Origin of the sequence: Paracoccus sp. MBLB3053 (assembly GCF_031822435.1) — a bacterium.
In the GTDB taxonomy this organism is placed as follows: Bacteria; Pseudomonadota; Alphaproteobacteria; order Rhodobacterales; family Rhodobacteraceae; genus Paracoccus; species Paracoccus aurantius.
In genome coordinates, this window is record NZ_JAVQLW010000001.1 from 2,094,661 (window position 1) to 2,119,202 (window position 24,542).

General features: G+C 63.7%; 24 protein-coding genes. 15 read left to right on the forward strand and 9 right to left on the reverse strand.

What is annotated here, in order from left to right:
* The first annotated feature begins 6 nt into the window (after positions 1-6).
* From RGQ15_RS10485 to RGQ15_RS10495, 3 genes are read left to right on the forward strand one after another with little or no spacing between them, the layout of a single operon-like run.
* The gene (locus tag RGQ15_RS10485; protein ID WP_311160169.1) at positions 7-504 is read left to right on the forward strand and encodes a hypothetical protein; all 498 of its coding nucleotides are present in this window, start codon (positions 7-9) and stop codon (positions 502-504) included.
* Positions 504-875: a response regulator transcription factor gene (locus tag RGQ15_RS10490; protein WP_311160170.1), complete on the forward strand. Its 372-nt coding sequence runs from the start codon at positions 504-506 to the stop codon at positions 873-875. The genes RGQ15_RS10485 and RGQ15_RS10490 overlap by 1 nt, the downstream gene beginning before the upstream one ends.
* A complete protein-coding gene (locus tag RGQ15_RS10495; RefSeq protein ID WP_311160171.1) occupies positions 869-2,794 on the forward strand; it encodes a 3'-5' exonuclease in 1,926 nt (641 codons plus the stop codon). The genes RGQ15_RS10490 and RGQ15_RS10495 overlap by 7 nt, the downstream gene beginning before the upstream one ends.
* Here RGQ15_RS10495 and RGQ15_RS10500 read toward each other — a convergent pair.
* The 5 genes from RGQ15_RS10500 to RGQ15_RS10520 all read right to left on the reverse strand — a co-directional run bounded on the left by RGQ15_RS10500 (position 2,791) and on the right by RGQ15_RS10520 (position 8,367).
* Positions 2,791-3,804, reverse strand: coding sequence for an ABC transporter ATP-binding protein (locus RGQ15_RS10500; RefSeq protein WP_311160172.1), 1,014 nt, complete (start codon positions 3,802-3,804; stop codon positions 2,791-2,793). The genes RGQ15_RS10495 and RGQ15_RS10500 overlap by 4 nt on opposite strands.
* Positions 3,794-4,843 carry an oligopeptide/dipeptide ABC transporter ATP-binding protein gene (locus tag RGQ15_RS10505; protein ID WP_311160173.1) on the reverse strand — a complete coding sequence of 350 codons (1,050 nt, stop codon included), beginning with the start codon at positions 4,841-4,843 and terminating at the stop codon, positions 3,794-3,796. Before RGQ15_RS10505 ends, RGQ15_RS10500 begins: the two co-directional genes overlap by 11 nt.
* Position 4,844: 1 nt before the next feature.
* Positions 4,845-5,768, reverse strand: a complete 924-nt coding sequence (locus tag RGQ15_RS10510) for an ABC transporter permease subunit (protein WP_311160174.1) — start codon at positions 5,766-5,768, stop codon at positions 4,845-4,847.
* A 3-nt stretch (positions 5,769-5,771) separates the two neighbouring features.
* Complete coding sequence (gene oppB / locus RGQ15_RS10515) at positions 5,772-6,689, reverse strand: oligopeptide ABC transporter permease OppB (protein WP_311160175.1); 918 nt, start codon at positions 6,687-6,689, stop codon at positions 5,772-5,774.
* A gap of 73 nt (positions 6,690-6,762) precedes the next feature.
* Positions 6,763-8,367 carry a peptide ABC transporter substrate-binding protein gene (locus RGQ15_RS10520; protein WP_311160176.1) on the reverse strand — a complete coding sequence of 535 codons (1,605 nt, stop codon included), beginning with the start codon at positions 8,365-8,367 and terminating at the stop codon, positions 6,763-6,765.
* Between the two features lie 170 nt (positions 8,368-8,537).
* On the opposite strand from RGQ15_RS10520, the gene cobU reads away from it, so the two are divergent.
* From cobU to RGQ15_RS10545, 5 genes are all read left to right on the forward strand, one after another.
* Complete coding sequence (cobU, locus tag RGQ15_RS10525; RefSeq protein WP_311161071.1) at positions 8,538-9,047, forward strand: bifunctional adenosylcobinamide kinase/adenosylcobinamide-phosphate guanylyltransferase; 510 nt, start codon at positions 8,538-8,540, stop codon at positions 9,045-9,047.
* Positions 9,044-10,000, forward strand: a complete 957-nt coding sequence (gene cobT, locus RGQ15_RS10530; protein WP_311160177.1) for a nicotinate-nucleotide--dimethylbenzimidazole phosphoribosyltransferase — start codon at positions 9,044-9,046, stop codon at positions 9,998-10,000. The genes cobU and cobT overlap by 4 nt, the downstream gene beginning before the upstream one ends.
* The gene (gene cobS / locus RGQ15_RS10535) at positions 9,993-10,763 is read left to right on the forward strand and encodes an adenosylcobinamide-GDP ribazoletransferase (protein ID WP_311160178.1); all 771 of its coding nucleotides are present in this window, start codon (positions 9,993-9,995) and stop codon (positions 10,761-10,763) included. The genes cobT and cobS overlap by 8 nt, the downstream gene beginning before the upstream one ends.
* A gap of 121 nt (positions 10,764-10,884) precedes the next feature.
* A complete protein-coding gene (locus RGQ15_RS10540) occupies positions 10,885-11,508 on the forward strand; it encodes a TRAP transporter small permease subunit (protein ID WP_311160179.1) in 624 nt (207 codons plus the stop codon).
* Positions 11,505-13,343 carry a TRAP transporter large permease gene (locus RGQ15_RS10545; protein WP_311160180.1) on the forward strand — a complete coding sequence of 613 codons (1,839 nt, stop codon included), beginning with the start codon at positions 11,505-11,507 and terminating at the stop codon, positions 13,341-13,343. The genes RGQ15_RS10540 and RGQ15_RS10545 overlap by 4 nt, the downstream gene beginning before the upstream one ends.
* Positions 13,344-13,489: 146 nt before the next feature.
* On the opposite strand, the gene RGQ15_RS10550 is transcribed toward RGQ15_RS10545, so the two are convergent.
* The gene (locus RGQ15_RS10550) at positions 13,490-14,614 is read right to left on the reverse strand and encodes a TRAP transporter substrate-binding protein (RefSeq protein WP_311160181.1); all 1,125 of its coding nucleotides are present in this window, start codon (positions 14,612-14,614) and stop codon (positions 13,490-13,492) included.
* Between the two features lie 244 nt (positions 14,615-14,858).
* Between RGQ15_RS10550 and nrdR the strand changes: the two genes are divergently transcribed.
* Together nrdR and ribD are read left to right on the forward strand one after the other, a co-directional pair.
* The gene (gene nrdR / locus RGQ15_RS10555; RefSeq protein WP_311160182.1) at positions 14,859-15,323 is read left to right on the forward strand and encodes a transcriptional regulator NrdR; all 465 of its coding nucleotides are present in this window, start codon (positions 14,859-14,861) and stop codon (positions 15,321-15,323) included.
* A gap of 14 nt (positions 15,324-15,337) precedes the next feature.
* On the forward strand, positions 15,338-16,315 hold the full coding sequence (gene ribD / locus RGQ15_RS10560; RefSeq protein ID WP_311161072.1) for a bifunctional diaminohydroxyphosphoribosylaminopyrimidine deaminase/5-amino-6-(5-phosphoribosylamino)uracil reductase RibD: 978 nt from the start codon (positions 15,338-15,340) through the stop codon (positions 16,313-16,315).
* On the opposite strand, the gene RGQ15_RS10565 is transcribed toward ribD, so the two are convergent.
* From RGQ15_RS10565 to RGQ15_RS10575, 3 genes are all read right to left on the reverse strand, one after another.
* Positions 16,312-18,303 (reverse strand): capsular polysaccharide biosynthesis protein, encoded by a 1,992-nt coding sequence (locus tag RGQ15_RS10565; protein WP_311160183.1) that lies wholly within the window; start codon positions 18,301-18,303, stop codon positions 16,312-16,314. The two genes, ribD and RGQ15_RS10565, sit on opposite strands and share 4 nt — an antisense overlap.
* 4 nt (positions 18,304-18,307) lie before the next feature.
* Entirely contained in the window at positions 18,308-19,483 is a 1,176-nt protein-coding gene (locus tag RGQ15_RS10570) for a polysaccharide biosynthesis/export family protein (protein WP_409201314.1), read from the reverse strand.
* Positions 19,484-19,584: 101 nt separating this feature from the next.
* Positions 19,585-20,895, reverse strand: a complete 1,311-nt coding sequence (locus RGQ15_RS10575; RefSeq protein ID WP_311161074.1) for a capsule biosynthesis protein — start codon at positions 20,893-20,895, stop codon at positions 19,585-19,587.
* A 253-nt stretch (positions 20,896-21,148) separates the two neighbouring features.
* Here RGQ15_RS10575 and RGQ15_RS10580 point away from each other — a divergent pair, with 253 nt between their 5' ends.
* Genes RGQ15_RS10580 through nusB form a run of 5 tightly spaced genes read left to right on the forward strand, consistent with a single transcriptional unit; the run spans position 21,149 to position 24,471 of the window.
* Positions 21,149-21,742, forward strand: a complete 594-nt coding sequence (locus tag RGQ15_RS10580; RefSeq protein WP_311161075.1) for a riboflavin synthase — start codon at positions 21,149-21,151, stop codon at positions 21,740-21,742.
* Positions 21,742-22,314: a hypothetical protein gene (locus RGQ15_RS10585; protein ID WP_311160184.1), complete on the forward strand. Its 573-nt coding sequence runs from the start codon at positions 21,742-21,744 to the stop codon at positions 22,312-22,314. Before RGQ15_RS10580 ends, RGQ15_RS10585 begins: the two co-directional genes overlap by 1 nt.
* Positions 22,301-23,419 (forward strand): 3,4-dihydroxy-2-butanone-4-phosphate synthase, encoded by a 1,119-nt coding sequence (gene ribB / locus RGQ15_RS10590; protein ID WP_311160185.1) that lies wholly within the window; start codon positions 22,301-22,303, stop codon positions 23,417-23,419. The genes RGQ15_RS10585 and ribB overlap by 14 nt, the downstream gene beginning before the upstream one ends.
* A 3-nt stretch (positions 23,420-23,422) precedes the next feature.
* Positions 23,423-23,974: a 6,7-dimethyl-8-ribityllumazine synthase gene (locus tag RGQ15_RS10595; protein WP_311160186.1), complete on the forward strand. Its 552-nt coding sequence runs from the start codon at positions 23,423-23,425 to the stop codon at positions 23,972-23,974.
* Positions 23,971-24,471 (forward strand): transcription antitermination factor NusB, encoded by a 501-nt coding sequence (gene nusB / locus RGQ15_RS10600; protein WP_311160187.1) that lies wholly within the window; start codon positions 23,971-23,973, stop codon positions 24,469-24,471. The genes RGQ15_RS10595 and nusB overlap by 4 nt, the downstream gene beginning before the upstream one ends.
* Positions 24,472-24,542: the final 71 nt, after the last annotated feature.

The window sequence follows — 24,542 nt, forward strand, 5'->3', positions numbered from 1 at the left end:
AGCGGCATGGCTTGGGACATTCTGGGGATGATCGCGGTGGGGATCGGCGCTGCAGCGCTGGCCTTCGCCGCCTTGCACGCCCTGAGAAAGGCGGGCCTTGCCCTGCCGCGCTGGCTTCTGCCCGCCGCGATCGGGCTCGCGATGCTCAGCTTCACCGTCTGGAACGAATACAGCTGGTATTCCCGCGTCCGGGCGCAACTGCCGGAAACCGTCGAGATCCTGCAGACCGGGACGGGTGGCAAGGCGTGGCGGCCCTGGGCCTTCGTGGTGCCGATGGTGAGCCGCTTTGCCGCGCTTGATCGGGCAAGCCTGCATGATACCGGCGATGGCTTGCAGCGAGGACAGGTGCTTTTCGTCGAACGCTGGCAGCCTACCCGCGCCGTGACGCTGGATTTCGACTGCGGCGGCACGCGGATGCGCGCAGTCGAGAACGACCGCGCGAGCGACTGGCAATCGGGCACCAATGACCCCGCCTTCGCCGCGATCTGCCGAAAGGAGGGGTGATGGCTCGTATCCTGATCGTCGAGGACGAGGATAACATTGCCGTGGCGCTGGAATTCCTGATGACGCGCGACGGGCACAGCCATCGCAGGCTTTCGTCGGGTGCCGTAGCGATGGAAACGATCCGCAGCGAGCGGCCCGATCTTGTGCTTCTGGACATCATGCTTCCCGATGTTTCGGGTTATCAGATCGTCGAAGAGATCCGCGCCGACCCCGAACTTGCCGATGTGCGGGTGCTCTTGATGACGGCGCGCGGATCGGTGGTCGAGCGCCGCAAGGGGCTTGCGCTTGGGGCGGACGGCTTCATTGCCAAACCCTTCGAACTGGCCGAGTTGCGTGCTGAAATGGCGCGGCTTCTCGGCGCATCATGCTGAAACATCTCTCATTGCGGCTGAGGGTCTTGCTGATCTTCGCCGCATTGCTGGCCGGATTGCTGCTGGTGCTTGCGGCCGGGCTGGTCCTGGCCTGGGAGCGACTGAGCGCCGCGGGTGTCAGCTTTCTGGGCGAGGCCGCGCCCGGTGCCAGTTCTGCGTTGATCGGGGCAGGGGCGGTCGGTTTCTTCGGCATCCTGGGTCTGGTCGTCTGGGTGTGGTATCTTTTCGACCAGCATGTCGCCCGACCGATCGAGACGCTGGCCGGCGGGCTGCGCACCGGTGCGATCCCGGCCGAGACCGAGGGGCACTATCTTGCCGATCTCGCCCCGGCCGTGCGCGATGCCGCCGAAGCGCGCACCCGCTCAGCCGAGGCGCTGTCCGATGCGATCGAGGCGCAACTTGCCGAGACAGCGCGCGAAAAGGCGATGCTCGAAGCCGTTCTGGGTGATATCGGGGCGGTCGCGATCATGACCGACTGCGACGGGCGCGTCGTTTTCTTCAACGCCGCCGGCCGGGCGACGCTGCCGGGGCTTGTTCTTGGCCGTCCGATCGCTCGGTTGCTGCGCCCAGCCGCACTGACCGCTGCCGAACGACGGCTGGCGGTGACGCAATCAGGCGCGACCGAACTCAGCGTCGTGACTTCGGATGGCGCGCGGCTGACGGGCACGTTGCGCGTTGCCCCCGAAGGCAGGGTGCTGATCCTGCGTGCCTCTGGTCAGCAGAAGCGTGCCCGCGCGATCGAAAGGCTGCGCCGACACGCCGCGACCCTGGTCCCGATGCTGGATGCGGTGGGCGGCGAAGAGGTTCCCGCCCCGGTGCGCGAGGCGATCCGTGCCGAGGGCTCTGCCCTGATCGATGTGCTGCGGGAAATGGAGCCCGATTCCGCCCCGTCCCAGGTGGATGCGCAAGCCTTCGCAGCCTCGGTCGAAGGGGTCGCGATGGGCCGGATCGACGCGCTCTGCCTTGAAACCGAACCGGGCGGGCTGGCCGCTTTGTTCAGCCATCTTGCCCATAAACTCCATGATCTGGGCCTGGCGCCGCTATTGTTTGTGGTCGCCGAGGGGGAAGAGGCGCTGGTGACGCTGGAATGGCGCGGCAGGCCCTTGGGCATGGCAGAGCTTGACGCCTGGATGGCCGAGCCGCCCGATCCCGACCGGCCGGGCGTCACCGGATCGGCGCTGGCACAGGAACTGGGGAGCGGCCTCTGGAGCGAGCCGGCAGCCGGGGGCGGTCGCATCATCATGCCGGTCGCTGCCAGCGCCACCCGCTGCGAGATCGCGCCGGGCCTGACCTATCGCACCGCCTTGGGCAATGGTGAGATCTTGTCCGAAATGACATTCGTGGTCTTCGATACCGAGACGACGGGGCTTTTGCCAAGTGACCGCATTTGCCAGATCGCCGGTCTGCGGATCATGGCGGGGCGACTGACCGGCGAGCGATACGAAACGCTGGTCAATCCCGGTCGTCCCATTCCCGCCTCTGCCACGGCCATTCACGGGATCGACGATGCCATGGTCGCGACTGCGCCGGGATTGGCAGAAACCCTGGCCGCGTTTCGGCATTTTTCCGAAGATGCAGTCCTTGTCGCCCATAACGCGCCCTTCGACATGGGCCTGCTGCGCGCGGCGCGGGATGAGACCGGGATCGAGTTTCCGAACCGGGTGCTGGATACGGTGCTGCTCTCGGCCATGCTCTGGGGCCAATCGGCGCCCCACACGCTGGACGCCCTGGCCGCGCGGCTGGGGGTCGAGATCGCCCCCGAACTGCGCCATACGGCAATGGGCGATGCCGAGGCAACGGCTCGGATCCTGCTTCGGATGATCCCCGCGCTTGAAGCCAAGGGGCTGACGAAACTCGACCAGATCAGCGCCGAGGCTCGCAAGCATCGGCGCCTGATCGAGGACGCCGATCGCGCCTAGGCGCTGGCTGCCAGCTCCTCGGGCCGCAAGGCGCCGGGGAAGTGGCAGGCGGTCAGGTGATTGCGTCCCTCCAGCGCCGGACGTTCCGCCGCGCACAAATCCTGCGCACGCGGGCAACGTGTCCGGAAAACGCAGCCCGAGGGCGGCCGCATCGGCGAAGGCAACTCACCCCTCAACGGTATCATCCGCTTTTCACGCTCCAACTGCGGATCAGGGATCGGAACGGCCGAAAGCAGCGCTTGCGTATACGGGTGGCGGGGCTCGGCATAAAGCGCCTCGGCCTCGGCCAGTTCCATGACCCGGCCCAGATACATCACCAGCACGCGGTCGCTGATATGCTTTACCACCGAGAGGTCATGGGCGATGAAGATCAGCGCCAGGCCCAGGTCGCGCTGCAGATCGGCGAGCAGGTTGATGACCTGCGCCTGGATCGAGACATCCAGCGCCGAGACCGGCTCATCGCAGATAACCAGCTTCGGTTCGACGATCAGGGCGCGGGCGATCCCGATGCGCTGGCATTGGCCGCCGCTGAATTCATGCGGATAGCGGTTGATCTGGTTCGGAAGCAGGCCGACGCGGTCCATCATGTCCTTGACGCGGCGCTTGACCTCGTCGCGGCCGAGGCCCTTGTGATGGGTGGTCAGGGGTTCCGCGATGATCTGGCCCACGGTCATGCGCGGGTTGAGGCTCGCCAGCGGGTCCTGGAAGACCATCTGGATCTCGCTGCGGTATTTGAGCATCTTGCGGGGGCTGAGGCCGATCAGGTTCGTGCCGTCCTGCCAGACGGCCTTGCCGGTGGCCGGGACGAGGCCGATCAGCGCACGCGCCAGTGTCGATTTCCCCGAACCGGATTCGCCGACGATGCCCAGCGTCTCGCCCGGCATCAGGTCGAAATCAACCCCGCCCACGGCGTGAAGCTGGCGCGGCGGTGTCCAGGGCATGCCGCCCGGCGCGGGCAGCTCGAAGGTCACGCGCAGGTCGCGCGCCGAGATGAGCGGTTCATTGGACATTTGCGCTCTCCTGCATCTCGTCGAGTTCGGCGGCCGCGGGTTCCGGCAAGTCCGCTTGGGGCGCATGTCCCGCGCGGATGGTTTCAAGCGCGGCATGACAGGCCCGCTCGCGGCCCGGCGCGAAGCCGTCGAGGTCGGGCATGTTCTGGCCGCAGACGGGCATGACATAGGCGCAACGCGGCGCGAAGGGGCAGCCGGTCGGCGGATGGGTCATGTTGGGCGGGCTGCCGGGGATGGCCGAAAGCTTGTCGCCCTTCTGGTCCACCCTCGGGATCGCCGCCAGAAGGCCCTGCGTATAGGGATGGGCCGGGTCGGCAAAGAGCGGATCGACTGGCGCGCGCTCCATCACACGGCCGCCATACATGACCATGACCCGCTCGCAGGAACCGGCGACGACGCCAAGGTCATGGGTGATCAGGATCATCGCCATGCCAAATTCGCGCTGCAGATCGGCCATCAGTTCCATGATCTGGGCCTGCACGGTGACGTCGAGCGCGGTCGTCGGCTCGTCGGCGATCAGGAGGTCCGGGCGGCACAAGAGCGCCATGGCGATCATCACGCGCTGGCGCATCCCGCCCGAGAACTCATGCGGGTAAAGCCGAATGCGGCCCTTGGCATCGGGGATCTTCACGGCGTCGAGCATCCGGGCGGATTCTGCCACCGCCTCGCGCTTGCTCATGCCCTTGTGCAGCATCAGCACCTCGGCCATCTGGTCCGAGACGCGCATATAGGGGTTGAGGCTGGTCATCGGGTCCTGGAAGACCATCGCGATGCGCTCGGCCCGGATGCTGTTCAGGACCTCGGGGGCGGCGTTCAGGATCTCGGTCCCGTCGAAGCGGACCGAGCCGGTGGCGCGGCCATTGCGCGCCAGCAGGCCCATGATCGAGAAGGCCAGCTGCGACTTGCCCGAGCCGGATTCGCCGACGATGCCCAGGGTCTGGCCGCGTTCCACATCCAGGTTGATGCCATTGACCGCCGAGACCTCGCCATCGGTGGTGGCGAAGCGCACGTTCAGGTCGCGGATCTGCAACAGGCTCATGTCAGCGATCCTTCGGGTCAAGCGCATCGCGCAGCCCGTCGCCGACGAAGAAGAAGGCGAAAAGCGTGATGCAGAAGAAGAAGAGCGGGAAGGCAAGCTGCCAGAGCGTGCCATAGTTCATCGTGCCGGCCCCTTCCGAGATCAGCGCCCCCCAGGAGGTCAGAGGCTCCTGCACGCCGAGGCCGAGGAAGCTGATGAAGCTTTCCGACAGGATCATCAGCGGCACCAGCAGCGTCGCATAGACCGCGACGACACCCAGAAGGTTCGGGACGATATGGCGGATGATGATCTTCCACCCCGGCACGCCGGTCGCCCGCGCGGCCTCGATAAATTCTCGGTTTTTGAGGCTAAGTGTCTGACCTCGAACAATTCGTGACATTTCCAGCCATGAGATCATCCCGATGCCCAAAAACAGCATCGACATCGAGCGGCCGAAGATCACCAGAAGCAGGATCAGGACGAACATGTAGGGAATGGCCAGAAGGATATCGACCGTGCGCATCATGATCGCATCGGTGCGTCCGCCGACATAGCCAGCCGTCGCGCCGTAAAGCGTGCCGACGATCACGGCAATGCCCGCGCCGATCAGCCCCACCATCAGCGAGACCTGCGTGCCCTGCACGGTGCGTGAGAAAAGGTCGCGGCCAAGGTCGTCGGTGCCGAAATAGTGGCCATTGGCAAGGCTCGGCATGCCCATCGTGGCGGCATTGCCCATGATCTCGAAATCCATTTCCTCATTGGACCAAGCGGCCAGAGAGTTCCCGAAGATCGCGAAAAGCGCGACAAGGACGAGCACCACAAGGCTGATCATCGCGGCCTTGTTGCGGCGGAAGCGGCGGCGCGCATCGGCCCAGGGGCTGCGGCCCTTGACCTCGGCCTCGGACATGCGCGCGGCGAGGGATTGCATCTGTTGGGTGTCGATCATGGCCTAGTACCTGATCTTGGGGTCGATCCATGCGTAAAGCACGTCCACCACCAGGCTGAAGAGGATGGTCAGCGCGCCGACGAGGATGGTGATCCCCATCATCACCGCATAATCGCGGTTCAGCGCGGAATCGACGAAGCTGCGCCCGATGCCGCCCGTCGAGAAATATATGTCCACCACGACCGATCCGGTGATCATCGTGACGAAGGCCGGGCCAAGATAGCTGATGACCGGCAGCATCGCGGGCTTCAGCGCGTGGCGCAGGATCACCTTGCTTTCGGACAGGCCCTTGGCGCGGGCGGTGCGGATATGGTTCGAGCCCAGCACCTCGAGCATCGAGGACCGCGTGATCCTTGCGATCGAGGCCATGAAGCTGGTCGAAAGCGCCAGGACCGGCATGATCCAGTAGATCGGGCCGCCCCATCCGCCGCCGGGCAACCAGCCAAGCCACAGGGTAAAGACCAGCACCAGGATCGGCGCCATGACGAAGTTCGGCAGCACCTGCGCGCCGATCGAGGTGCCGACCGCGAGGTAGTCGATCCAGGAGTTCTGGCGGATGGCCGCGGCGACGCCCAGCGACACGCCAACGACCACCGCCGCCACGAAGGACAGAGCGCCATAGGTCAGCGTGACCGGGAAGCCCGCCGCGATGATCTGGTTCACCGAGCGGTCGGGATAGACGAAGCTTGGCCCGAAATCGAAATGCGCGACGATGCCCCAGACGTAATTGACGATCTGCCGCCACAGCGGCTCATCGAGGCCATATTTCGCATTCAGGTTCGCGATGATCTGCGGGGGCAGGGCACGTTCCTGCGTGAAGGGGCCGCCGGGCGCGGCATACATCAGCAGGAAGGAAAGGACGATGAGCAGAAGCAACGTCGGGATGGCGACGGCAAGCCGCCTTAGGATGTAACCGAACATGTTCAGGTTCCCGAAGTAAGGTGCCGGACAGTTTCGGCAGGGCGGCCCCGCGAAGGGGGCCGCCGCCAAAATCTTATTTCTCGATCCGGTAGAGATCCTTGCCGAGCCAGTCGTTCATGACGTTCTCGGTTGGCAGGCCCTTGATGGCGTCGCTGATCATGTCGACCTTGGCATATTGGTAGATCGGGATCAGAGGCATTTCCTCGGCCAGGATCTTCTCGGCCGCGGTATACTGGACGTTCGGATCTTCCGAGGCCTTGGATTCATCAAGCAGCTTGTCGAATTCGGCGTTGTTGAACTTACCGTAATTCATGCCGGTCGATCGGAAATAGTCGAGGAAGGTCGACGCCTCGTTGTAATCGGCGCACCAGGCATAGCGGGCCATGTCGAAATCCTGCGATTGCAGGCGGTCGGTATGCACCTTCCATTCGACGTTGTTGAGCTCGACCTGGACACCCAGTTGCTTGAAGAACTGCTGCGCTGCGACGGCGATCTTCTTGTGGTTGTCGTCGGTATTGTACTGCAGCGTGAGCTTCAGCGGCTTGTCCGGGCCATAGCCCGCCTCGGCCAAGAGCGCCTTGGCTTTCTCCAGGCGCTCTGCCTGGCTCCAGGAGGCGTAGTCGATCTCGGGCATCTGGAAGCCCTCGATTGCCCAATGGCTCCAGTTGTAGGAAGGCTTCTGGCCGCCTTGCAGGATCTTGTCGACGATGACATCGCGCTGCATCGCATAGGACAAAGCCTTGCGGACGCGGACATCCTTCAGTGCCTCGGGTCCCTTTTCGGAAAGATTGAAAAGGTAGGCGTAAGAGCAGGAATAGGGGATCGAGATCGCCTGTTCAGGGAACTCCTTCTTCTGGGCGGGATATTGGCCAGCCGGGATCTGCACGCGGTCAAGTTCGCCTGCCTTGTAGCGGGTCAGGGCGACATTGTTGTCGTTCACGGTCAGCCCCTTGAGATGTTCCATGACGACGTTGTCGGCATCCCAATAGTTCGGGTTCTTGTCCATGCTGATCTGCACGCCCAGATCGTGGCTGGTCAGGACATAGGCGCCGTTGCCGACAAGCTTGCCGGGCTGGGTCCAGTCGTCGCCTTCGGCCTCGATCACTTTCTGGTTCACCGGATAGGTTGATCCGTGCATCACCATCTTGGGGAAATAGGGGGTGGGGGTGGTCAGCTTGACTTCCAGCGTGTGGTCGTCGATCGCCTGCACGCCCAGATCTTCGGGCTTCTTCTCACCCTTGACGACGGCCGAGGCGTTTTCGACGTTCATCAGCTCCATGAACCAGGCATATTCCGAGGCGGTTTCGGGATTGGCCAGGCGGCGCCAGCTATAGACGAAATCGCCTGCGGTCACCGGATCACCATTCGACCATTTCGCCTCGGGGCGCAGGTGGAAGATATAGGTCAGCTTGTCGTCCGAGATGTCGAACGAGGTCGCGACGCCCGGCACCGGGGCGCCCTTGGCATCCGAGGTCAGCAGGCCTTCGAACAATTGGCGGATGATGTCTGAACCTTCGACATCCGAGTTCTTGTGCGGATCAGCGGTTTTGATCGCGTCCAGCAGCCAGAACGTGTAGCTCTGGTTCGCGGCGAGCTTGTCGCCCGGGGCGATTTCGACGGCGAGCGCCGGGAAGGCGATCCCCATGGTCAAGGCCGTTGTCAGGATCAGACGTTTCATCTGTTACACCTCACTGAAGTTGTTCTTGGCGCGTTTGGCCGGGTCGTTCGCCCGCGCGCGAATGGGTATTGCTTGCGCAAAAGCTGTCTGACAGCAAGCGCGTTTCTCGACTTTTGCGTCGCCGCACCATGTGCGACAACTGCCGCATGAACCCCATTTCACGCATCATCATGGTGACCGGAGGCGCCCGTTCGGGCAAGTCGCAGCTGGCGGAATCAATCGCTTGCCGATTTTCCGGCCGCCACGTCTACATTGCCACGGCACAGCCGTGGGATGATGAAATGACGCAGCGTATCAACTTGCATCGTGATCGCCGCGACAGGGCGTGGGATACGGTTGAAGAGCCGCTCGACCTGCCCGGCGCCCTCATGAACAGTGATGACGGGGTAACAGTCCGCCTGGTCGATTGCCTGACCTTGTGGCTGTCGAACCTGATGGCGGCCGGTGATCCGGGGCCTGCGATCAAGGGCCTGTGCGACGCGCTTCCTCGCCAGCGCGGTCCCGTCGTCCTCGTGACGAATGAGCTGGGACTGGGAATCGTTCCCGAAAATGCGCTTGCCCGTCGCTTTCGAGATGAACATGGCTGGATGAACCAGTCCGTTGCCGCTATGTCGGATGAGGTCTGGATGGCCGTCAGTGGCCTTCCTCTGCGCCTGAAACCGCAAAGAGAGACGCCTTGAAAGAATTCGACGAATCGGCCGCATCGGCCGCCCGCAAGCGCCAGTCTGAATTGACCAAGCCTCCGGGTTCGCTGGGCCGCCTCGAAGAGCTGGCCATCTTCATGGCCGGTTGGCAGGGGCGCGAATGCCCCAGGATTTGCCGCGCCCAGGCCCTGATCTTTGCTGGAAATCACGGTGTGACGGAACAGGGCGTCAATCCCTTTCCGGTCGAGGTGACGACGCAGATGGTCGACAATTTCCGCAGGGGCGGGGCGGCGATCAACCAGCTTTGCCGTCTTGCCGGCGCCGAGCTTACCGTGATCCCCATAGAATTGGACAGGCCGACCGCAGATTTCACGCAAGGTATGGCCATGGAAGTGCCCGACCTCGTGGCCGCGATCCAGATTGGCAAGGATGCCGTCGATCCCGAAGCGGACGTCATCCTGCTGGGCGAGATGGGAATCGGCAATTCGACCGTCGCTGCCGCCCTTGCCGGCGCGACCTTCGGCGGCGCGGCCGAGGATTGGGTCGGACCCGGCACTGGTGCCGACGATGAGGTCATGGAAAACAAGATCCGGGCGGTGAATGCCGGGCTCAAGCGGCACAAGGGTGCGGCCACCTCGGCCTCGATCCTTGGCTCATATGGCGGGCGGGAACAGGCGGCGATTTGCGGCGCGGTCATACGGGCGCGCGAACTGGGCATCCCGGTCATCCTAGACGGCTTCATCTGTTCTGCAGCGGCCGGGGTCCTGATGGTCAATGACCCGAACGCTCTGGACCATTGCCTGGTCGGCCATGAAAGCGCCGAGCCGGGCCATCGCCGCCTCGTCGCGGTCCTGAAGAAGAAGCCGGTCGTCACGCTGGACATGCGGCTGGGCGAAGGGTCGGGGGCTGCGGTGGCGCTCATGATCCTGCGCGCGGCGCTTGAATGCCATAACGGCATGGCGACCTTTGCCGAGGCCGGGATTGGCTAGGCTGCCGGGCGAGGCCGCGACGGCGCTTGTCTGGCTGACCCGCCTGCCACTTGGCGCTGCCTTGCCGCGCCCGATCCCTTCGCTGGCCCTGGCTGCCTGGGCCTTTCCTCTTGCGGGGCTGGTCGTGGCCTCATGTGCAGGGCTCGTGCTGATCGCCGCGGCCGCGATCGGCCTGCCCTCGCCGGTTGTCGCGATCCTGGCCATCGGCACGATGGTCTGGCTGACCGGCGGGATTCACGAAGACGGGCTGGCGGATTTTGCCGATGGGTGCGGCGGAGCCACGCGCGAACGCAGCCTTGAAATCATGCGTGATTCGCGGATCGGCAGCTATGGTGTCATCGCCTTGATGATGGTCATCGGGCTGCGCGTCGGGGCGGTTTCGGCGCTTGTCGAGGATGGGTCCGTTTCGGCGGCGGCCGCGCTTATCGGTGCCGCCGCCTTCTCGCGTTCGGGGATGGCGGTCGCGCTGGCCAAAATGCCGGCCGCCCGCCGGGACGGGTTGGGGCGGGAGGCGGGGCAAGTGCCCGTCGCGCGGGCAGCCGTTGCGGTCATTCTGGGTTTCGGGGCGCTGGCTCTCGCCGCTCTGACCGCAAAGGGGGGCATCGCGATCGTCCTGCTCGCACCGCTCGCCTGTGCGGCGGCCCAGCTTTTCCTTGCCCGCATGGCGCTGCGCCGATTGGGTGGGCAGACCGGAGACGTGTTGGGCGCGATACAGCAAGCGGGGGAGGCAGCGTGTCTGCTGGCGTTTCTGACGTGGCGCTGAAAAGGCCGGCGGCTTGACCGCCTTTTTCCGTTCGTTCATAGGAAAAGTCATGGAAAAGACCGGGTAGACCGGCGGGCCGCGCCTTGAGGAAGGTTGGCCGGAGGTATGGGAGGTTTCAGCTATGGATGCCCTTTTGGGGCTTTCTCGCGGCATAGACCGCGTCAACACCGTGATCGGGCGAGGGGTCACCTGGCTCATCCTGGTCGCGGTTCTGGTCAGCGCGGGCAACGCCATCATTCGAAAGGTATTCAATACCTCGTCGAATTCCTGGCTAGAATTGCAATGGTATCTTTACGGAGCGGCGTTCCTGGGCGCCGCCGCCTACACGTTGAAGGAAAACGAGCATATCCGCATCGACATCGTCTACGGGATATGGTCGCGGCGCCGCCAGCACTGGATCGACCTGATCGGCCATGTGCTGTTCCTGATGCCCTTCGTCACGCTCATGATCTATTTCCTCTGGCCATGGGTGATGCGCAGCTATCGCAGCGGCGAGGTTTCGACCAATTCGGGGGGGCTGATCCTGTGGCCCGCCAAGGCGATGCTGCTTGCGGGCTTCATCCTGTTGTTCATTCAGGGCATTTCCGAAATCATCAAGAAGGTCGCAGTGATGCGCGGGGTCATTCCGGATCCCAATCCCTTCGTTTCGCATCATGCCGCTGCCGCGATGGAAGGCGATGCGATGGTGCGCGAGATGGAGGCCGGGATCGGCGATGATGACAAGGGCGAGGGGCGCCGCAAATGATGGAACTCATCGCGCAGAACATGGCGCCGATCATGTTCGCATCCCTCGTGATGTTCCTGCTTTTCGGCTATCCCGTCGCCTTCGCACTGGCCGCGAACGGACTTCTGTTCTTCGTCATCGGGGTCGAGCTGGCGCCGCTTTCGGGTGGTTCGATCAACCTGAGCTGGCCCTTGCTGAGCGCCATGCCGGAACGGCTGTGGGGGGTGATGTCGAACGAGACATTACTTGCCATTCCCTTCTTCACATTCATGGGCATCGTGCTTGAGAAATCGGGCATGGCGGAAGACCTGCTCGACACGATCGGCCAGCTTTTCGGCCCGGTTCGTGGCGGGCTTGCCTATGCCGTCATCATCGTGGGCGCGCTGCTTGCGGCGACGACCGGCGTGGTTGCGGCCTCGGTGATCGCGATGGGGCTGATCTCGTTGCCGATCATGCTGCGATATGGCTATGACCGGCGCGTCGCGTCGGGTGTCATCGCGGCTTCGGGAACGCTAGCGCAGATCATCCCGCCCTCGCTCGTCCTGATCGTCCTGGCCGACCAGCTGGGCCGCTCGGTGGGCGACATGTACAAGGGGGCGCTGTTTCCGGGCCTCGTCTTGACCGGCATCTATCTCAGCTACATCTTCGTCGTCTCGATCTTCCGGCCGAACATGCTGCCGGCATTGCCGCCCGAGGCCCGGACACTGGGATCTGGTGTCACCTCGCTGTTCGTCGCGCTGGCCGCGACAGTGGGCGTGGCCTATGCGGCCTTCCTGTGGCTGCACCCGACCCAGGGCAAGGATGCCGATATCCTGGCCCCGGCGCTTGCGATCATCATCATCTATGTCGTTGCCCTGCTGGATCGCTCGCTGAAGATCAACCTGATGTCGCGACTGACCCAGCAGGTCATCATCGTGCTGATCCCGCCGCTTGCACTGATCTTCCTGGTGCTTGGCACGATCTTCCTAGGCGTGGCCACGCCGACCGAAGGTGGTGCGATGGGCGCGGTTGGCGCGCTGCTGCTTGCGGCGGTCAAGGGGCGGTTGAACTACAACGTGATCCGCCAGGCTTTGCTGGCGACCACGCGACTTTCGGCCTTCGTGATGTTCATCCTGATCGGTGCGCGGGTCTTCTCGCTGACCTTCTATGGCGTGAACGGGCATATCTGGGTCGAACACCTGCTGACCTCGCTGCCGGGGGGCGAATACGGCTTCCTGATCGCGGTATCGGTTCTGGTCTTCCTGCTGGCCTTCTTCCTCGATTTCTTCGAGCTGGCCTTCATCATCGTCCCGCTGCTGGCTCCGGCGGCCGAGGCAATGGGGATCGACCTGATCTGGTTCGGCGTCCTTCTGGGCGTGAACATGCAGACGAGCTTCATGCATCCGCCCTTCGGCTTCTCGCTGTTCTTCCTGCGTTCGGTCGCACCCAAGGTGCCGTACAAGGACAAGGTGACCGGCAAGATGATGGACCCCGTGAGCACGGGCCAGATCTACTGGGGCGCAGTACCTTTCGTGTTCATCCAGCTTGTGATGGTTGCGATCGTGATGCTCTTCCCTGGACTGGTCATGCATTACAAGGGCCCGCCGATCGACACGTCGAACGTCAAGTTCGAAATCCCCGCGACGGGTGGTCTGGGCGGACTCGGCGGTCTGGGAGATCCCTTTGGTGCTCCCTCCGGCGCGCCTGCAGCGCCGGGCGGCCTGGGTGGCCTTGGGGGTGTGCCGAACTTCGGCGCGCCAGCGACGGCACCCGCAGCGCCCGAGACGGTTCCTGCCCAGCCGTCATCGGGGGGGCTGGACCCGCTTTCGGGCCCGCCGCCCGGCCTGGGTGGCCCCGCGCCTCAACCTGCGAACTGAACCGGAAAGGCGACCTTCGGGTCGCCTTTCTCTGTTCCGCTGTCGCATGCTTATGGTGGCGGCGACAGGCTCGGAAGGAAGAGGCCGAACACGAAAAAGCCGCCACGGGATGCCCGTGGCGGCCTTTCATTCTTGCCGGAACTTGATCAGATGGCGCCGTTGCGCTGCTGGATCATCATGAAGGTGTCATAGGTATATTCGGCGGTCTGGTTATAGAGATACCAGTTCGCGCGTGCTTCCTTGATCGAATCCCAGATCTTCTTGAAGGCCGGGTTCGACGCGTCGAGTTCGGCATAAACCTCGTTCGCGGCCTTGAAGCAGGCGTCCAGAATCTCTTGGCTGAACGGACGAAGTTGCGCGCCCGATGCGACGAGTTCCTTCAGCGCGATCGGGTTCAGGTGATCGTACATCTGCAGCATGTTGGCATCGGCGGCCTGTGCTGCGGTGTGCAGCAGCGACTTGTAGCTGTCGGGCAGTTCGTCGTACTTGGCCTTGTTGAAGAAGAAGTGGACCGTCGGGCCACCTTCCCACCAGCCGGGATAGTAGTAATAGGGCGCGACCTTGAAGAAGCCGAGCTTCTGGTCGTCATAGGGGCCGACCCATTCGGATGCGTCGATCGTGCCTTTTTCCAGTGCCGGGTAGATGTCGCCGCCGGCGATCTGCTGGGGAACGGCACCAAGACGCTCGAGCACCTTGCCGGCAAAGCCGCCGACCCGGATCTTGAGCCCCTTGATATCGGCCACGGTGTTGATTTCCTTGCGAAACCAGCCGCCCATCTGGGCGCCGGTATTACCACCCGGCAGACCGAAGATGTTATAGCCAGCCAGGAATTCGTTATAAAGGTCGATGCCGCCGCCGTGATACTGCCATGCGTTCATCGCACGGGCCGAAAGGGCAAAAGGAACCGCCGCGCCAAGCGCGAAGGTCGGGTCCTTGCCCCAGCTGTAATAGCCCACGGTATGGCAGGCTTCGACCGTGCCTTCTGTCACCGCGTCCTGCGCCTGCAGGCCGGGAACGATTTCGCCGGCCGCGAAGACCTGGATCTGGAACTTGCCGTCAGTGGCTTCCGACAGGTATTTCGACAGCACTTCCGCGCCGCCATAGATCGTGTCGAGCGATTTGGGAAAGGACGAGGTCAGACGCCATTTCACCTCGGGCATTTCTTGCGCGATGGCAGGAGCCGCAAGGGCCGCACCGGCCGCGGCAGTGGCGCTTCCCACCGCGGCGCGCGTCAGAAAGCCGCGCCGGTCGAGTTTGCTGTTGTTTTTCATATTTTCCTCCGAGTTGGTCAGCCTCTCCTGGCGGCTGATCGTGGCGAATGTTGCATGGCTTGGCGGGACGTGTCGAGATGCAGATGCAATGAATTTTCTCGTTTCGGCTCCGCTCGAAAACGAACTGCGACGACTTGGGGCCAGGGTCCGCATCTGGCTTATCTAGTAGCTGCAGAAGCGGGCTACCCAAGCCATTTGGTGCTGCCTATACTGGCTGAGGTTCGGGCGATTTGGGGGACAATAAATGCGCTGTCCATTCTGCGGGAATGTGGACACCCAGGTGAAGGATTCGCGTCCCGCCGAAGATAATGTGGCGATCCGTCGACGGCGATTCTGTCCGGCCTGTGGCGGCCGCTTCACGACCTACGAACGCGTGCAGCTGCGCGATCTGGTGGTGGTGAAGACAAGCGGACGGCGCGAGGACTTCGACCGTAGCAAACTGGAAAGGTCGATCCGCATCGCGATGCAGAAGCGCCCGATCGAGCCGGAGAGGATCGACCAGATGATCTCGGGTATCGTGCGACGGCTTGAAAGCATGGGGGAAACCGACATTCCCTCGAAGGTGATCGGAGAGATCGTGATGGAGACGCTGGCCCGGATCGATACCGTTTCCTACGTCCGTTTCGCCAGCGTCTACAAGAATTTCCAGGCGGCGGATGATTTCGACAAGTTCGTCTCGGAGCTGCGTCCCGGCACAGTAGAAGAGTGAGCGATATCAGGCACATGGATCATGCGCTGGGACTAGCCCGGCGCGGATTGGGCAATACCTGGCCAAACCCTGCGGTCGGATGCGTCATCGTCAAGGACGGGCGCGTGATCGGTCGTGGCTGGACCCAGCCGGGCGGGCGGCCACATGCCGAGGTGCGCGCCCTGATGCAGGCAGGTGAGGCGGCGCGTGGTGCAACGGCCTATGTGACATTGGAGCCCTGCGCGCATCATGGCAGAACACCGCCTTGTGCGGCGGCGCTGGTGCGGGCAGGGATCAGGCGCGTCGTTTCCGCCTTTACCGATCCCGATCCGCGGGTCTCTGGCCGCGGGCATGCCTTGTTGCGCGAAGCGGGGATCGAGGTCGTCGAAGGCGTGCGCTCGGCCGAGGCACGCGACCTGCAGCGGGGCTTCCTGACGCGCATGACGCTGGGGCGGCCGATGCTGACGCTGAAGCTCGCCAGCAGCTTCGATGGACGCATCGCGACGGCAAGCGGTGAAAGCCAGTGGATCACCGGCCCCGAGGCACGCCGGCACGTTCATGCCCTGCGGATGAGTCACGATGCAATCATGGTCGGCGGCGGGACAGCCCGGGCGGATCGGCCGTCGCTTAACGTGCGGGGCATGGGGTGTGAAAGGCAGCCGGTCCGGATCGTCGTTTCGGCGCGTGACATCCCCGACCTGCCCCCGGAAGGCGCGGAATTCGGGCCGCTCTGGCAATTGGCCGGCGATGCCGGGGTCGTCATGGCCCAACTGGGCTCACGCGGCCTGACGCGCGTCTTCTGCGAAGGCGGCGGCGTGCTCGCCGCGAGCCTTCTGCGCGCAGGGCTTGTCGATCAGCTGCTGGGATATACCGCCGGGCGGGTCATTGGCGGGGATGCCCGCGCCGCAATCGGTGCCTTGGGCCTGGAACGGCTGGCCGATGCGCCGCGCTTCCGGCTGGTCGAGATGCGCCGGATCGGGGCCGACCTGATGCATCGCTGGCTTCGCGATTAACGTCGCCAGAGCCATGAATGGGTGGCGAGTAGCCCTTGGGCCTTGGCCAAAAGACGCAGGCCGGGGCTGCCGCCCAGCGCCAATGTCGGATCTGCCAACCGCTCGAGCGCGATCTCGGGCGGGCAGGGCAAATCACTCAGCGGATCATGGTAGCGCGGATAGGCGATCAATGCCGTGTGGATCAAGGTGGACAGGTTGGCTTGGCCTCGGCGATCAGGAACGGGGCCCAGGTCGCGTGTCAGTCCCCAACCGGCATAGAAGGGGGCACCCAGCGTGGTCACCGGAATGTCGCGCATCAGTGCTTCGAAGCCCAAGGTCGAGGTGATCGTCCAGACCTCATCGACCTGCGCCATCAGCGTTGATGCGCTGCTTTGCCGTGCCACGACATCGGCGAGCCGGGCCAGATCGGCGTCGGGAATGGCGCCGGGCCGCAAGCCCGCTTCGACATCGGGATGGGGTTTGTAGATCAGAACGGCATCAGCGTTCTCGGCCCGGACCCGTTCGAGCAGGGCAAGATTGGTGCGTTCCGCCCCCGCGCCGAGACGGATCGAGGCGTCGTCCTCGACCTGTCCCGGCACAAGGATGCGACGACCTTGCGGAAGCTGGGGGAGGTTTCCGGCCAGATTGTATTTTGTGATCCCCGCGTCAATGATCGCGCGGGCGATCTCGCGGGCGCGTTCTGCCCCACCCGGCGGCAGAGGCGCCGCCATCAACTTTTCGAACCGGCTTTCGCGGGTCGGATCGTAATAGATCCCCAGATCGTCGGCGACGAGCGATAGCGGCGGGACAAGCGCCGCCCCAAGCCCGCGAGAGCGAATGAAACCGTCTTCGACCCGGATGGCGCCCGGCACTTCCCCGGATCTGTTGGCCCAGGTCAGGGTAACCTTTGGGCTTGCCCGGTCGGTGAAGCGGACGCCCTTTCCGCTGCCGAAGAAGCGACTGACCGACGGGCGTTTCCATAGCCGCATGCCAAAGGCCAGGTGCCCGGCATGATCCTGTCGCCACGCGCGGGCTTCGGCCTCGATCTGGTTGAGCGCTGCTTCGAAATTGGTCAGCCTGTCACCACAGGGGTCGTACCAGACGGGTGCGAGCAGATGACTGGCCGCAAAAAGCGTCTCGATCGTCGCCGCGCCGCGTCTGTGGAAGGAATGCGCGTCTTCGGAAAGCCCCCATCCCGCATAGAAGGGTTGTCCGAAGATCCGGGGGCGATGGCCCGCCAGCATGGCCTCATAGCCGAATTGTGACGACATCGCATAGACCCGGCTCGCACCTCGAAGAAGCGCCCAGGGCGATACCGGGCTGTCACAGAATTCTTCACCTGCCAACAGGTCTGCCGCGGTGAAATGGCCGGGCCGCAGGCCGCGGACGGTTTCGGGATGGCTGCGAATGACGATGCGCTGCCCCGGGTTTTCGTCCCTTGCTGCGCTGAGCATGGCCAGGAACTCGGCGCGTCCCGCCCCCAGAAGCGAGGCGTCGTTGCCCGTCTGGTCCACCACAAGGACATATCCCCGGTCGGGGGCAGGGGCTTCGGACAGGTGCGGGTTGTATTTCGAGAGATCCGCGGCGATCAGACGGTCGATCCCAAGCCGAGCGCGGTCCTTCAGTGCCTGAGCCCGACCCGAGGTGATCAGGGTTTCGATGTGCGAAGGCTGCTCGGGCCGAAAATGCAATCCGACCGGGTCGAGGATCAGCCCGACCGGGCCACGGCGTCCGGTCTTTTCCGAGGCCCTTCCTGGCAGGACCGAGCGCAGGAACGCGTCTTCCACCCGCAGGATCGGGGTGCCCCTGCGACGGGCCATGGCTTCGCCCCGCCATGAGGTCGGGCTTTCCCCCCAGACCCCGACCATGTCTTCAGGGCCCGGCAGGCCGGTTGTGAGTTGCCATCCGGCAAGTTTCAGGATGCGGCGGATGCGTGGCTGGCGGAAGAAACCGCCATTGTAAACGAAAAGCCGCCGGAGTTCACCGGCGGCCTTGGTCGTTTCGGGCATGGACTCAGAACCCGGATTCAGTCGTGCGGATCTGGTTGACCGGGGCAAGGATGACGTTGAGCGTCTTGGTCCACTGAACCATCGGCGCCTCGGTCACATAGACGGTGTCGCCGTCGCGGACGAGGAAGTCGCGCGCCATGAACATGCCGTCGGGCTTGGTCAGGTCAAGCACATACGCCATGCGTTGCGTGCCGTAGATGTCATTGCGCCCAAGGACGGCGCGCGCCACCGATTGCGGTTCTTCGCGCATGATGAACACGCCCTTTGGATCGGCCAGAGCCGTCTGAAGGCCGCCAACCATGGCCACGGCCTCGATCGCGTTGATCTGTTCGTTGCCCAGCGGAACCTTGGTCTGCCCGCCAAGCGCGCCAAGTGCAGTGAAGCTGCGCTGGTCTTCCTCGACAAGGATGATGTCGCCCGGGCGCAGCGCGATGTCGTTGCGCGAGTTGGAATAGAGGTCGCGCAACCAAACCTTGCCGCTATTGCCGGCACGCTTGACCGTGACCACGGCGATTTCGGGCTCGATCGAGACCCCGCCCGCACGGGACAGCATCGACGAAAGTTGCCGCGTCGGTCGTTCGATCGGATAGACCCCCTGCGCGTTGACCTTGCCCAGAACCGAGACGGTCGCGCCGTCGCCTGCGACGCGCGTGACCATGACCTGCGGATCGGGCGTCTGGGTTTCAAGCTTCTGGGTGATGATGCGGCGCAGCTCGTCGGGGCTGTTGCCCGCCGCCATGATCCGGCCCGCATAGGGCACGAAGATATAGCCCTGGCTGTCGACCTGAAGCTGCTGAAGCTGGGTCGAGCTGGTGCCCATCGACGCCAGCAGCCCGTCATCGACGTTTTCCCAGATCGACAGCCCCAGAACGTCACCGGGGCGGACCTCGTCGGCGCCGACCTGTCCGGCACGCTGGAAATCGGCGCTGAAACCATAGGTCGGAGAGAAGTTCGCGGCCCGGTTCACGCGGTCGTCGACCGCGACGATATGGCTGCTTCCCCCCTTGGCGACGGCGCCATCATAGATCTGGCCGCGTGTCGGGCCCGAGCGCGGCAGGCCGCAGGCGGATACGAGGATCACGGCACCCAAGATTGCGATCTGACCCAACCGGGCGGCCAGGCTGCTGCGCTTTGCCTGTGCAGCGCAGCCGTCGGCGCGCGAAAAGCTCAATGCGGTCAAGCTGTAACTCCTGTCTCTCTCGTCCTTGGGCGGGCTTTGCCCACCTCATTTTTGGGGTAAGTTAGATCAGCGCGGAGAAGTTTTCCATAATTTCTCCGAATCTATTCCTGATTGTGCTCCATCTGTTGCCGATATTTCCCACGTCCCGCCACGAGCGCATCATAGGGATCTTCGGGAGCGATCATCATATCGACGACAATGCGCAGCGCATGGGCGCGCGAACGATTGGAATAGAAACCGCCCGGGACCTGGCTGCTTTCCAGAAGAAAGTCCCGGTAGCGCCGATAGGCCCAGGCATTGGGGGCCATGGGATCGGCGAGGAACCCGGCCAGATCCTGATCCGAAACGAGACCCGGCTTGTCATAGACGGCGCGGCCCATGGCCTTGACCGGAAGGCCGCGCCATAGCGCCTGCTGGGCCGAGGTGGAGTTCACGGTGATCGTCGCACGCGCCTGGTTGAGCAGCTGCGCCAACTTTCCGCCGCGCACGAAATGAACCCGGTCGGAGATGCCAAGGCTGGCTGCCCGCTCGGAAATCGCCTGCCGAATGCCGCCCCGCCCATCCTCGAGCGGATGGGCCTTGAAGACGAGATGATGGTGGCGGGGGGAAGAACGGGCGAATTCGGCCAGGACTTCGTCGGTGAAATCCGCCATCCGGCCATAGGGGGAATGGGCGACGAAGTTCGAATCGTGTTCGAGTTGCATCAGCACGAGCACATAGGGAAAGCCGCCATTGCGCACGGCATCCGCTTCGCGTCGCTGGGCGATGACATCGATCGGCGTGAAGAGCAGGCGGCGAAAGTTCAGGCGGAATTCCTGGAACACGCTGATCTGGCGGTGGGTGCGATAGCCCTTGTATCGCCCGTTCTTGATCAGCACGAAGAAATGATAAAGCGCGCCATAGAACTTGTGCTGTCGCATGTCGCCCCAGCGCGCGGGCGGGCGGGACAGCTCACCGACCCGGCCGCGCAGCGCATTGCGCATCTGCCGCACCGGAATATCCATGAGCGCGGAATGACCGTTGGAGCCGCCACGTTCATAGGTGATCCAGAACGGTCTCAGATAACCCTCTTCGAAAACATGGAGGACCAGGCCGAAACGCTTGCCCGCCGACCGGGCAGCGGCGTGAACCGGGCGGACATCGCCGTAAAGGACGATATCGGTGACGCCCTTTTCCTTTATGATCCGTTCGAGATGGACAGGCCATTCTTCGGGCGGGGCGGTATGTCGGATGAAATGCGATGCATCGGACCAGAAGAATTCATCGCCCGCGTTGAAGCCGACCCGCCAGACTTCGGCGCCCGCGCGGCGCAACTGCCGGCCCAGTTTGTCAAAAAACGGTCCATGGGGGCCCTGAAGCATCAGGAACACGCGCTGCTCGACCGGCTTCAATGCCAGTTCATGCGCGAGCATGGGCTTCGGTGCGGGTTTCTGCACAGTCACATCATATTCCCGTCGCAGTCCCAGTGAATCGTTTAAGTGTCATTATGGCAAAGTGTTATTCTGCATCGCTCTTGAAAAACGACGAGCATTTCCGTGAATGCACCAATGTGGCTGACCTGTCACCAGCTTTCGCCCAAACTGCCCCGATATAGGCGTACCTTTGCTTGAAGAATGCACGATGACGCTCTACGTCTCGGCGCAGGAAACCAATTGGGGAGCAATCATGTTCACCGGGATCATCACCGATATCGGAACCGTCGAGCGCGTCGAGATGCGCGGTGACATGCGGGCGCGGATTGGCTGCAATTACGACATGACCGGGGTCGATCTGGGGGCCTCGATCGCCTGCGACGGGATCTGCCTGACCGTGATCGACAAGGGGCAGGGGTGGTTCGATGTCGATATCTCGGCCGAGACGATTTCCAAGACGGCGATCGGTGCCAATGGCTGGGCCGAAGGCAAGCGACTGAACCTAGAACGCGCCCTGCGTGTCGGCGATGAACTTGGCGGCCATATCGTTTCGGGTCATGTCGACGGCGTCGCCCTGATCGAAGAAATGCATGATGAAGGCGACAGCACACGCATCACCTTCCGCGCGCCGGATGAGCTTGCCCGTTTCATCGCGCCAAAGGGGTCGATCGCGCTCAACGGGACATCGCTGACCGTGAACGAGGTTGCGGGCTCGACCTTTGGCGTCAACGTCATCCCGCATACGCAAACGGTGACGACCTGGGGCGCGGTCAAGCCGGGGGATGCCATCAATCTGGAGATCGACACGCTGGCGCGCTATGTCGCGCGGCTGGCCGAGGCCGGTTGATGACGCCGGGCATCGGGCATAACGGCGGGCCTGGGATCGGAAGCGGCTTCCGCGCCCATTGCTGGAATGTCGCACGCCGGGAATTGCTGGGGGCGCGGCTGCCCGTCGAGATCGTGCGGATGCAGGTCAGAAGGGCCAGGCAGCTAGGTCTTGACTACAAGACCTATGCCGGCGTGCGGGCCACGACCGGGCGCGATCTGATTGCGTTTCTTTATTCTTCGAACGGGCTCGGCGTCTTTCGCAACGGGCAGCGGGTCGCCGCGCCGCAGGCCGATCGCATCGCGATCTCCGCCGCGTCACCTCACCTGGGCTGCGCGCCGCGACTTGCGCCCGAGGCTTTGGCCGCCCAGATCAATGCGGTGTCGGGACGCGGGCTCGCGCCCTTCGGCAGCAGTTGGACGGCGATGCGCGACGAAATGAAGTGCTGGCTGAAACAGCAGGGCCTTCCGGGCGATGCCGTGTTGATGATCGGCGAGACTGCGCATGAGCGCGAGATGATGGAAGCGGGCGGGCTGGCGGGTTTCGTGACCGGCCAGGCTTTCTTTGCAGGAGTTGCGGATGCAGTACGATAAACCCGGACCCGTCGAGACCGACTGGTCGGATGCGATTTCCCGGACCGAGGAAATCATCAACGAGGCCCGCAACGGCCGCATGTTCATCCTCGTCGACCACGAGGACCGCGAGAATGAGGGGGATCTGATCATCCCCGCCCAGATGGCAACGCCCGAGGCCATCAACTTCATGGCCATGCATGGGCGCGGCCTGATCTGCCTTGCCTTGCCCGGATCGCGCATCGACGCGCTGGGGCTGCCGCTGATGAGTCCCAAGAATTCCAGCCGCCATGAGACGGCTTTCACCATGTCGATCGAGGCAAGGGAAGGCGTCACCACCGGCATTTCGGCCCAGGACCGCGCCCACACGGTCGCAGTCGCCATTGATCCGACCAAGGGCGCCGCCGATATCGCATCCCCCGGACATGTCTTCCCGCTTCGCGCGCGCGAGGGCGGAGTCCTGGTGCGGGCCGGCCATACCGAGGCGGCCGTCGATGTGTCGCGGCTGGCCGGGCTGAACGCTTCGGGCGTGATCTGCGAGATCATGAACGAGGATGGCAGCATGGCGCGCCTACCCGATCTGGTGGCCTTCGCGCAGAAGCACGGGCTGAAGATCGGCACCATCAGCGACCTGATTTCCTATCGTCGCCGCCATGACAACCTGATCAATGAACGCAGCCAGACGACGGTCGAGTCCATTCATGGGGGCGAATGGGTCATGCGGGTGTTCGGGGATGAAACCTCGGGCGCCGAACATGTCGTGCTGACCAAGGGCGATGTGACCACGCCCGGCCCGGTCATGGTCCGGATGCATGCTCTTGATCCGCTGCATGACGTCTTGGGGATCGGACGCAAGGATGCGGGCGAATTGGGTGCCGCGATGCGGCTCATCGCAGATGAGGGCAGGGGCGTCGTGGTCCTGTTCCGCGATCTCGAAAAGAAGCTGCCGGTGCAGGGTGAGGTTTCGCCCCACGTGCTGCGGCAATACGGGCTGGGGGCGCAAATCCTGTCGGTGCTCGGGCTGTCCGAGTTGGTTCTTCTCAGCAATTCCGCTCCGACGAAGGTGGTTGGGCTTGACGCCTACGGCCTTTCGATCCATTCCACGCGTCCGATTCCCAAAGAGTAAGCCATGGCCGCCAGCATCGAACATTATCAACTGCCGTTGCCGCGCTTCGAAGGCGGCGTCCGGCTGCTGATCGTGGTCGCGCCCTATTACCGTGCGATTGCAGATGCGATGATCGAGGGGGCGAAAGCCGTCGCGACCGAGGCCGGGGCAAGCGTCGATCTTGTCGAGGTGCCCGGCGCGCTGGAAGTGCCGACCGCCATCGGATTGGCCGCTTCGCGCAGTCTTTATGACGGCTACGTGGCCCTTGGCTGCGTTATCCGTGGCGAGACGACGCATTACGATACGGTCTGCAATGACAGCTCGCGCGGGATCACCCTTCTGGGTCTTCAGGGCCATTGCATCGGCAATGGCATCCTGACGGTCGAGAATTACGAGCAGGCCGAGGTCCGTGCCGAACCGCACGGACAGAACAAGGGCGGCGGAGCCGCCGCTGCGGCCCTGCATCTGATAGCGCTGAAACGCGGCTGGGAAACCCGCCCCGTTCGGCAGAAAAGCGGCGAGAAGCCGGATATCATCCGCCTTGCGGGTGAACTAGAAGGACCGAGTGGCGCATGAGCGGGCAAGGTGGAAACCGGCGGAGCCCGGAAGAAAAGGCGGCCCGGCAGGCCCGCACGTCGGCAGCGCGGATGTATGCCGTCCAGGCGCTGTTCCAGATGGAATCGATCGGCCAGTCGGCGGATCGGGTGATGGCTGAATTCAAGCAATGGCGCATCGGACGTCTGGACGAGGATGAGGACATGGTCTCGATCGAGGCCGATCCCGCCCTGTTCAGCCGGATCGTCGACCAGGCGGTGAACTGGCAGGCCCGGATCGACCGCATGACGGATCGCGCCCTGGTCGAGAAATGGCCGATAGATCGCATCGATCCGGTCCTGCGCGCCCTGTTCCGTGCGGCCGGTTCGGAACTGGTCGAGCGCGGCGCGCCGCCCAAGGTGGTGATCTCGGAATATGTTCGGATCGCGCAGGCCTTCTTCCCCGAAGGACGTGAAGCGAAATTCGTGAATGCCGTGCTGGATCACATGGCGCGGGAGGCCCGCCCCGAGGAATTCTGACCGGGGCCGCACCGCGAAATATTTGGGCATTTCATCCGATCTGGCATAAGCTGGGCTTGTCAGCCGTCAGA

Coding starts and splice junctions, on each gene's coding strand:
- RGQ15_RS10485 (WP_311160169.1), top strand. CDS start 7: ATGGCTTGGGACATTCTGGGGATGATCGCGGTGGGGATCGGCGCTGCA.
- RGQ15_RS10490 (WP_311160170.1), top strand. CDS start 504: ATGGCTCGTATCCTGATCGTCGAGGACGAGGATAACATTGCCGTGGCG.
- RGQ15_RS10495 (WP_311160171.1), top strand. CDS start 869: ATGCTGAAACATCTCTCATTGCGGCTGAGGGTCTTGCTGATCTTCGCC.
- RGQ15_RS10500 (WP_311160172.1), bottom strand. CDS start 3,804: ATGTCCAATGAACCGCTCATCTCGGCGCGCGACCTGCGCGTGACCTTC.
- RGQ15_RS10505 (WP_311160173.1), bottom strand. CDS start 4,843: ATGAGCCTGTTGCAGATCCGCGACCTGAACGTGCGCTTCGCCACCACC.
- RGQ15_RS10510 (WP_311160174.1), bottom strand. CDS start 5,768: ATGATCGACACCCAACAGATGCAATCCCTCGCCGCGCGCATGTCCGAG.
- oppB (WP_311160175.1), bottom strand. CDS start 6,689: ATGTTCGGTTACATCCTAAGGCGGCTTGCCGTCGCCATCCCGACGTTG.
- RGQ15_RS10520 (WP_311160176.1), bottom strand. CDS start 8,367: ATGAAACGTCTGATCCTGACAACGGCCTTGACCATGGGGATCGCCTTC.
- cobU (WP_311161071.1), top strand. CDS start 8,538: ATGGTGACCGGAGGCGCCCGTTCGGGCAAGTCGCAGCTGGCGGAATCA.
- RGQ15_RS10540 (WP_311160179.1), top strand. CDS start 10,885: ATGGATGCCCTTTTGGGGCTTTCTCGCGGCATAGACCGCGTCAACACC.
- RGQ15_RS10545 (WP_311160180.1), top strand. CDS start 11,505: ATGATGGAACTCATCGCGCAGAACATGGCGCCGATCATGTTCGCATCC.
- RGQ15_RS10550 (WP_311160181.1), bottom strand. CDS start 14,614: ATGAAAAACAACAGCAAACTCGACCGGCGCGGCTTTCTGACGCGCGCC.
- nrdR (WP_311160182.1), top strand. CDS start 14,859: ATGCGCTGTCCATTCTGCGGGAATGTGGACACCCAGGTGAAGGATTCG.
- ribD (WP_311161072.1), top strand. CDS start 15,338: ATGGATCATGCGCTGGGACTAGCCCGGCGCGGATTGGGCAATACCTGG.
- RGQ15_RS10565 (WP_311160183.1), bottom strand. CDS start 18,303: ATGCCCGAAACGACCAAGGCCGCCGGTGAACTCCGGCGGCTTTTCGTT.
- RGQ15_RS10575 (WP_311161074.1), bottom strand. CDS start 20,895: ATGCTCGCGCATGAACTGGCATTGAAGCCGGTCGAGCAGCGCGTGTTC.
- RGQ15_RS10580 (WP_311161075.1), top strand. CDS start 21,149: ATGTTCACCGGGATCATCACCGATATCGGAACCGTCGAGCGCGTCGAG.
- RGQ15_RS10585 (WP_311160184.1), top strand. CDS start 21,742: ATGACGCCGGGCATCGGGCATAACGGCGGGCCTGGGATCGGAAGCGGC.
- ribB (WP_311160185.1), top strand. CDS start 22,301: ATGCAGTACGATAAACCCGGACCCGTCGAGACCGACTGGTCGGATGCG.
- RGQ15_RS10595 (WP_311160186.1), top strand. CDS start 23,423: ATGGCCGCCAGCATCGAACATTATCAACTGCCGTTGCCGCGCTTCGAA.
- nusB (WP_311160187.1), top strand. CDS start 23,971: ATGAGCGGGCAAGGTGGAAACCGGCGGAGCCCGGAAGAAAAGGCGGCC.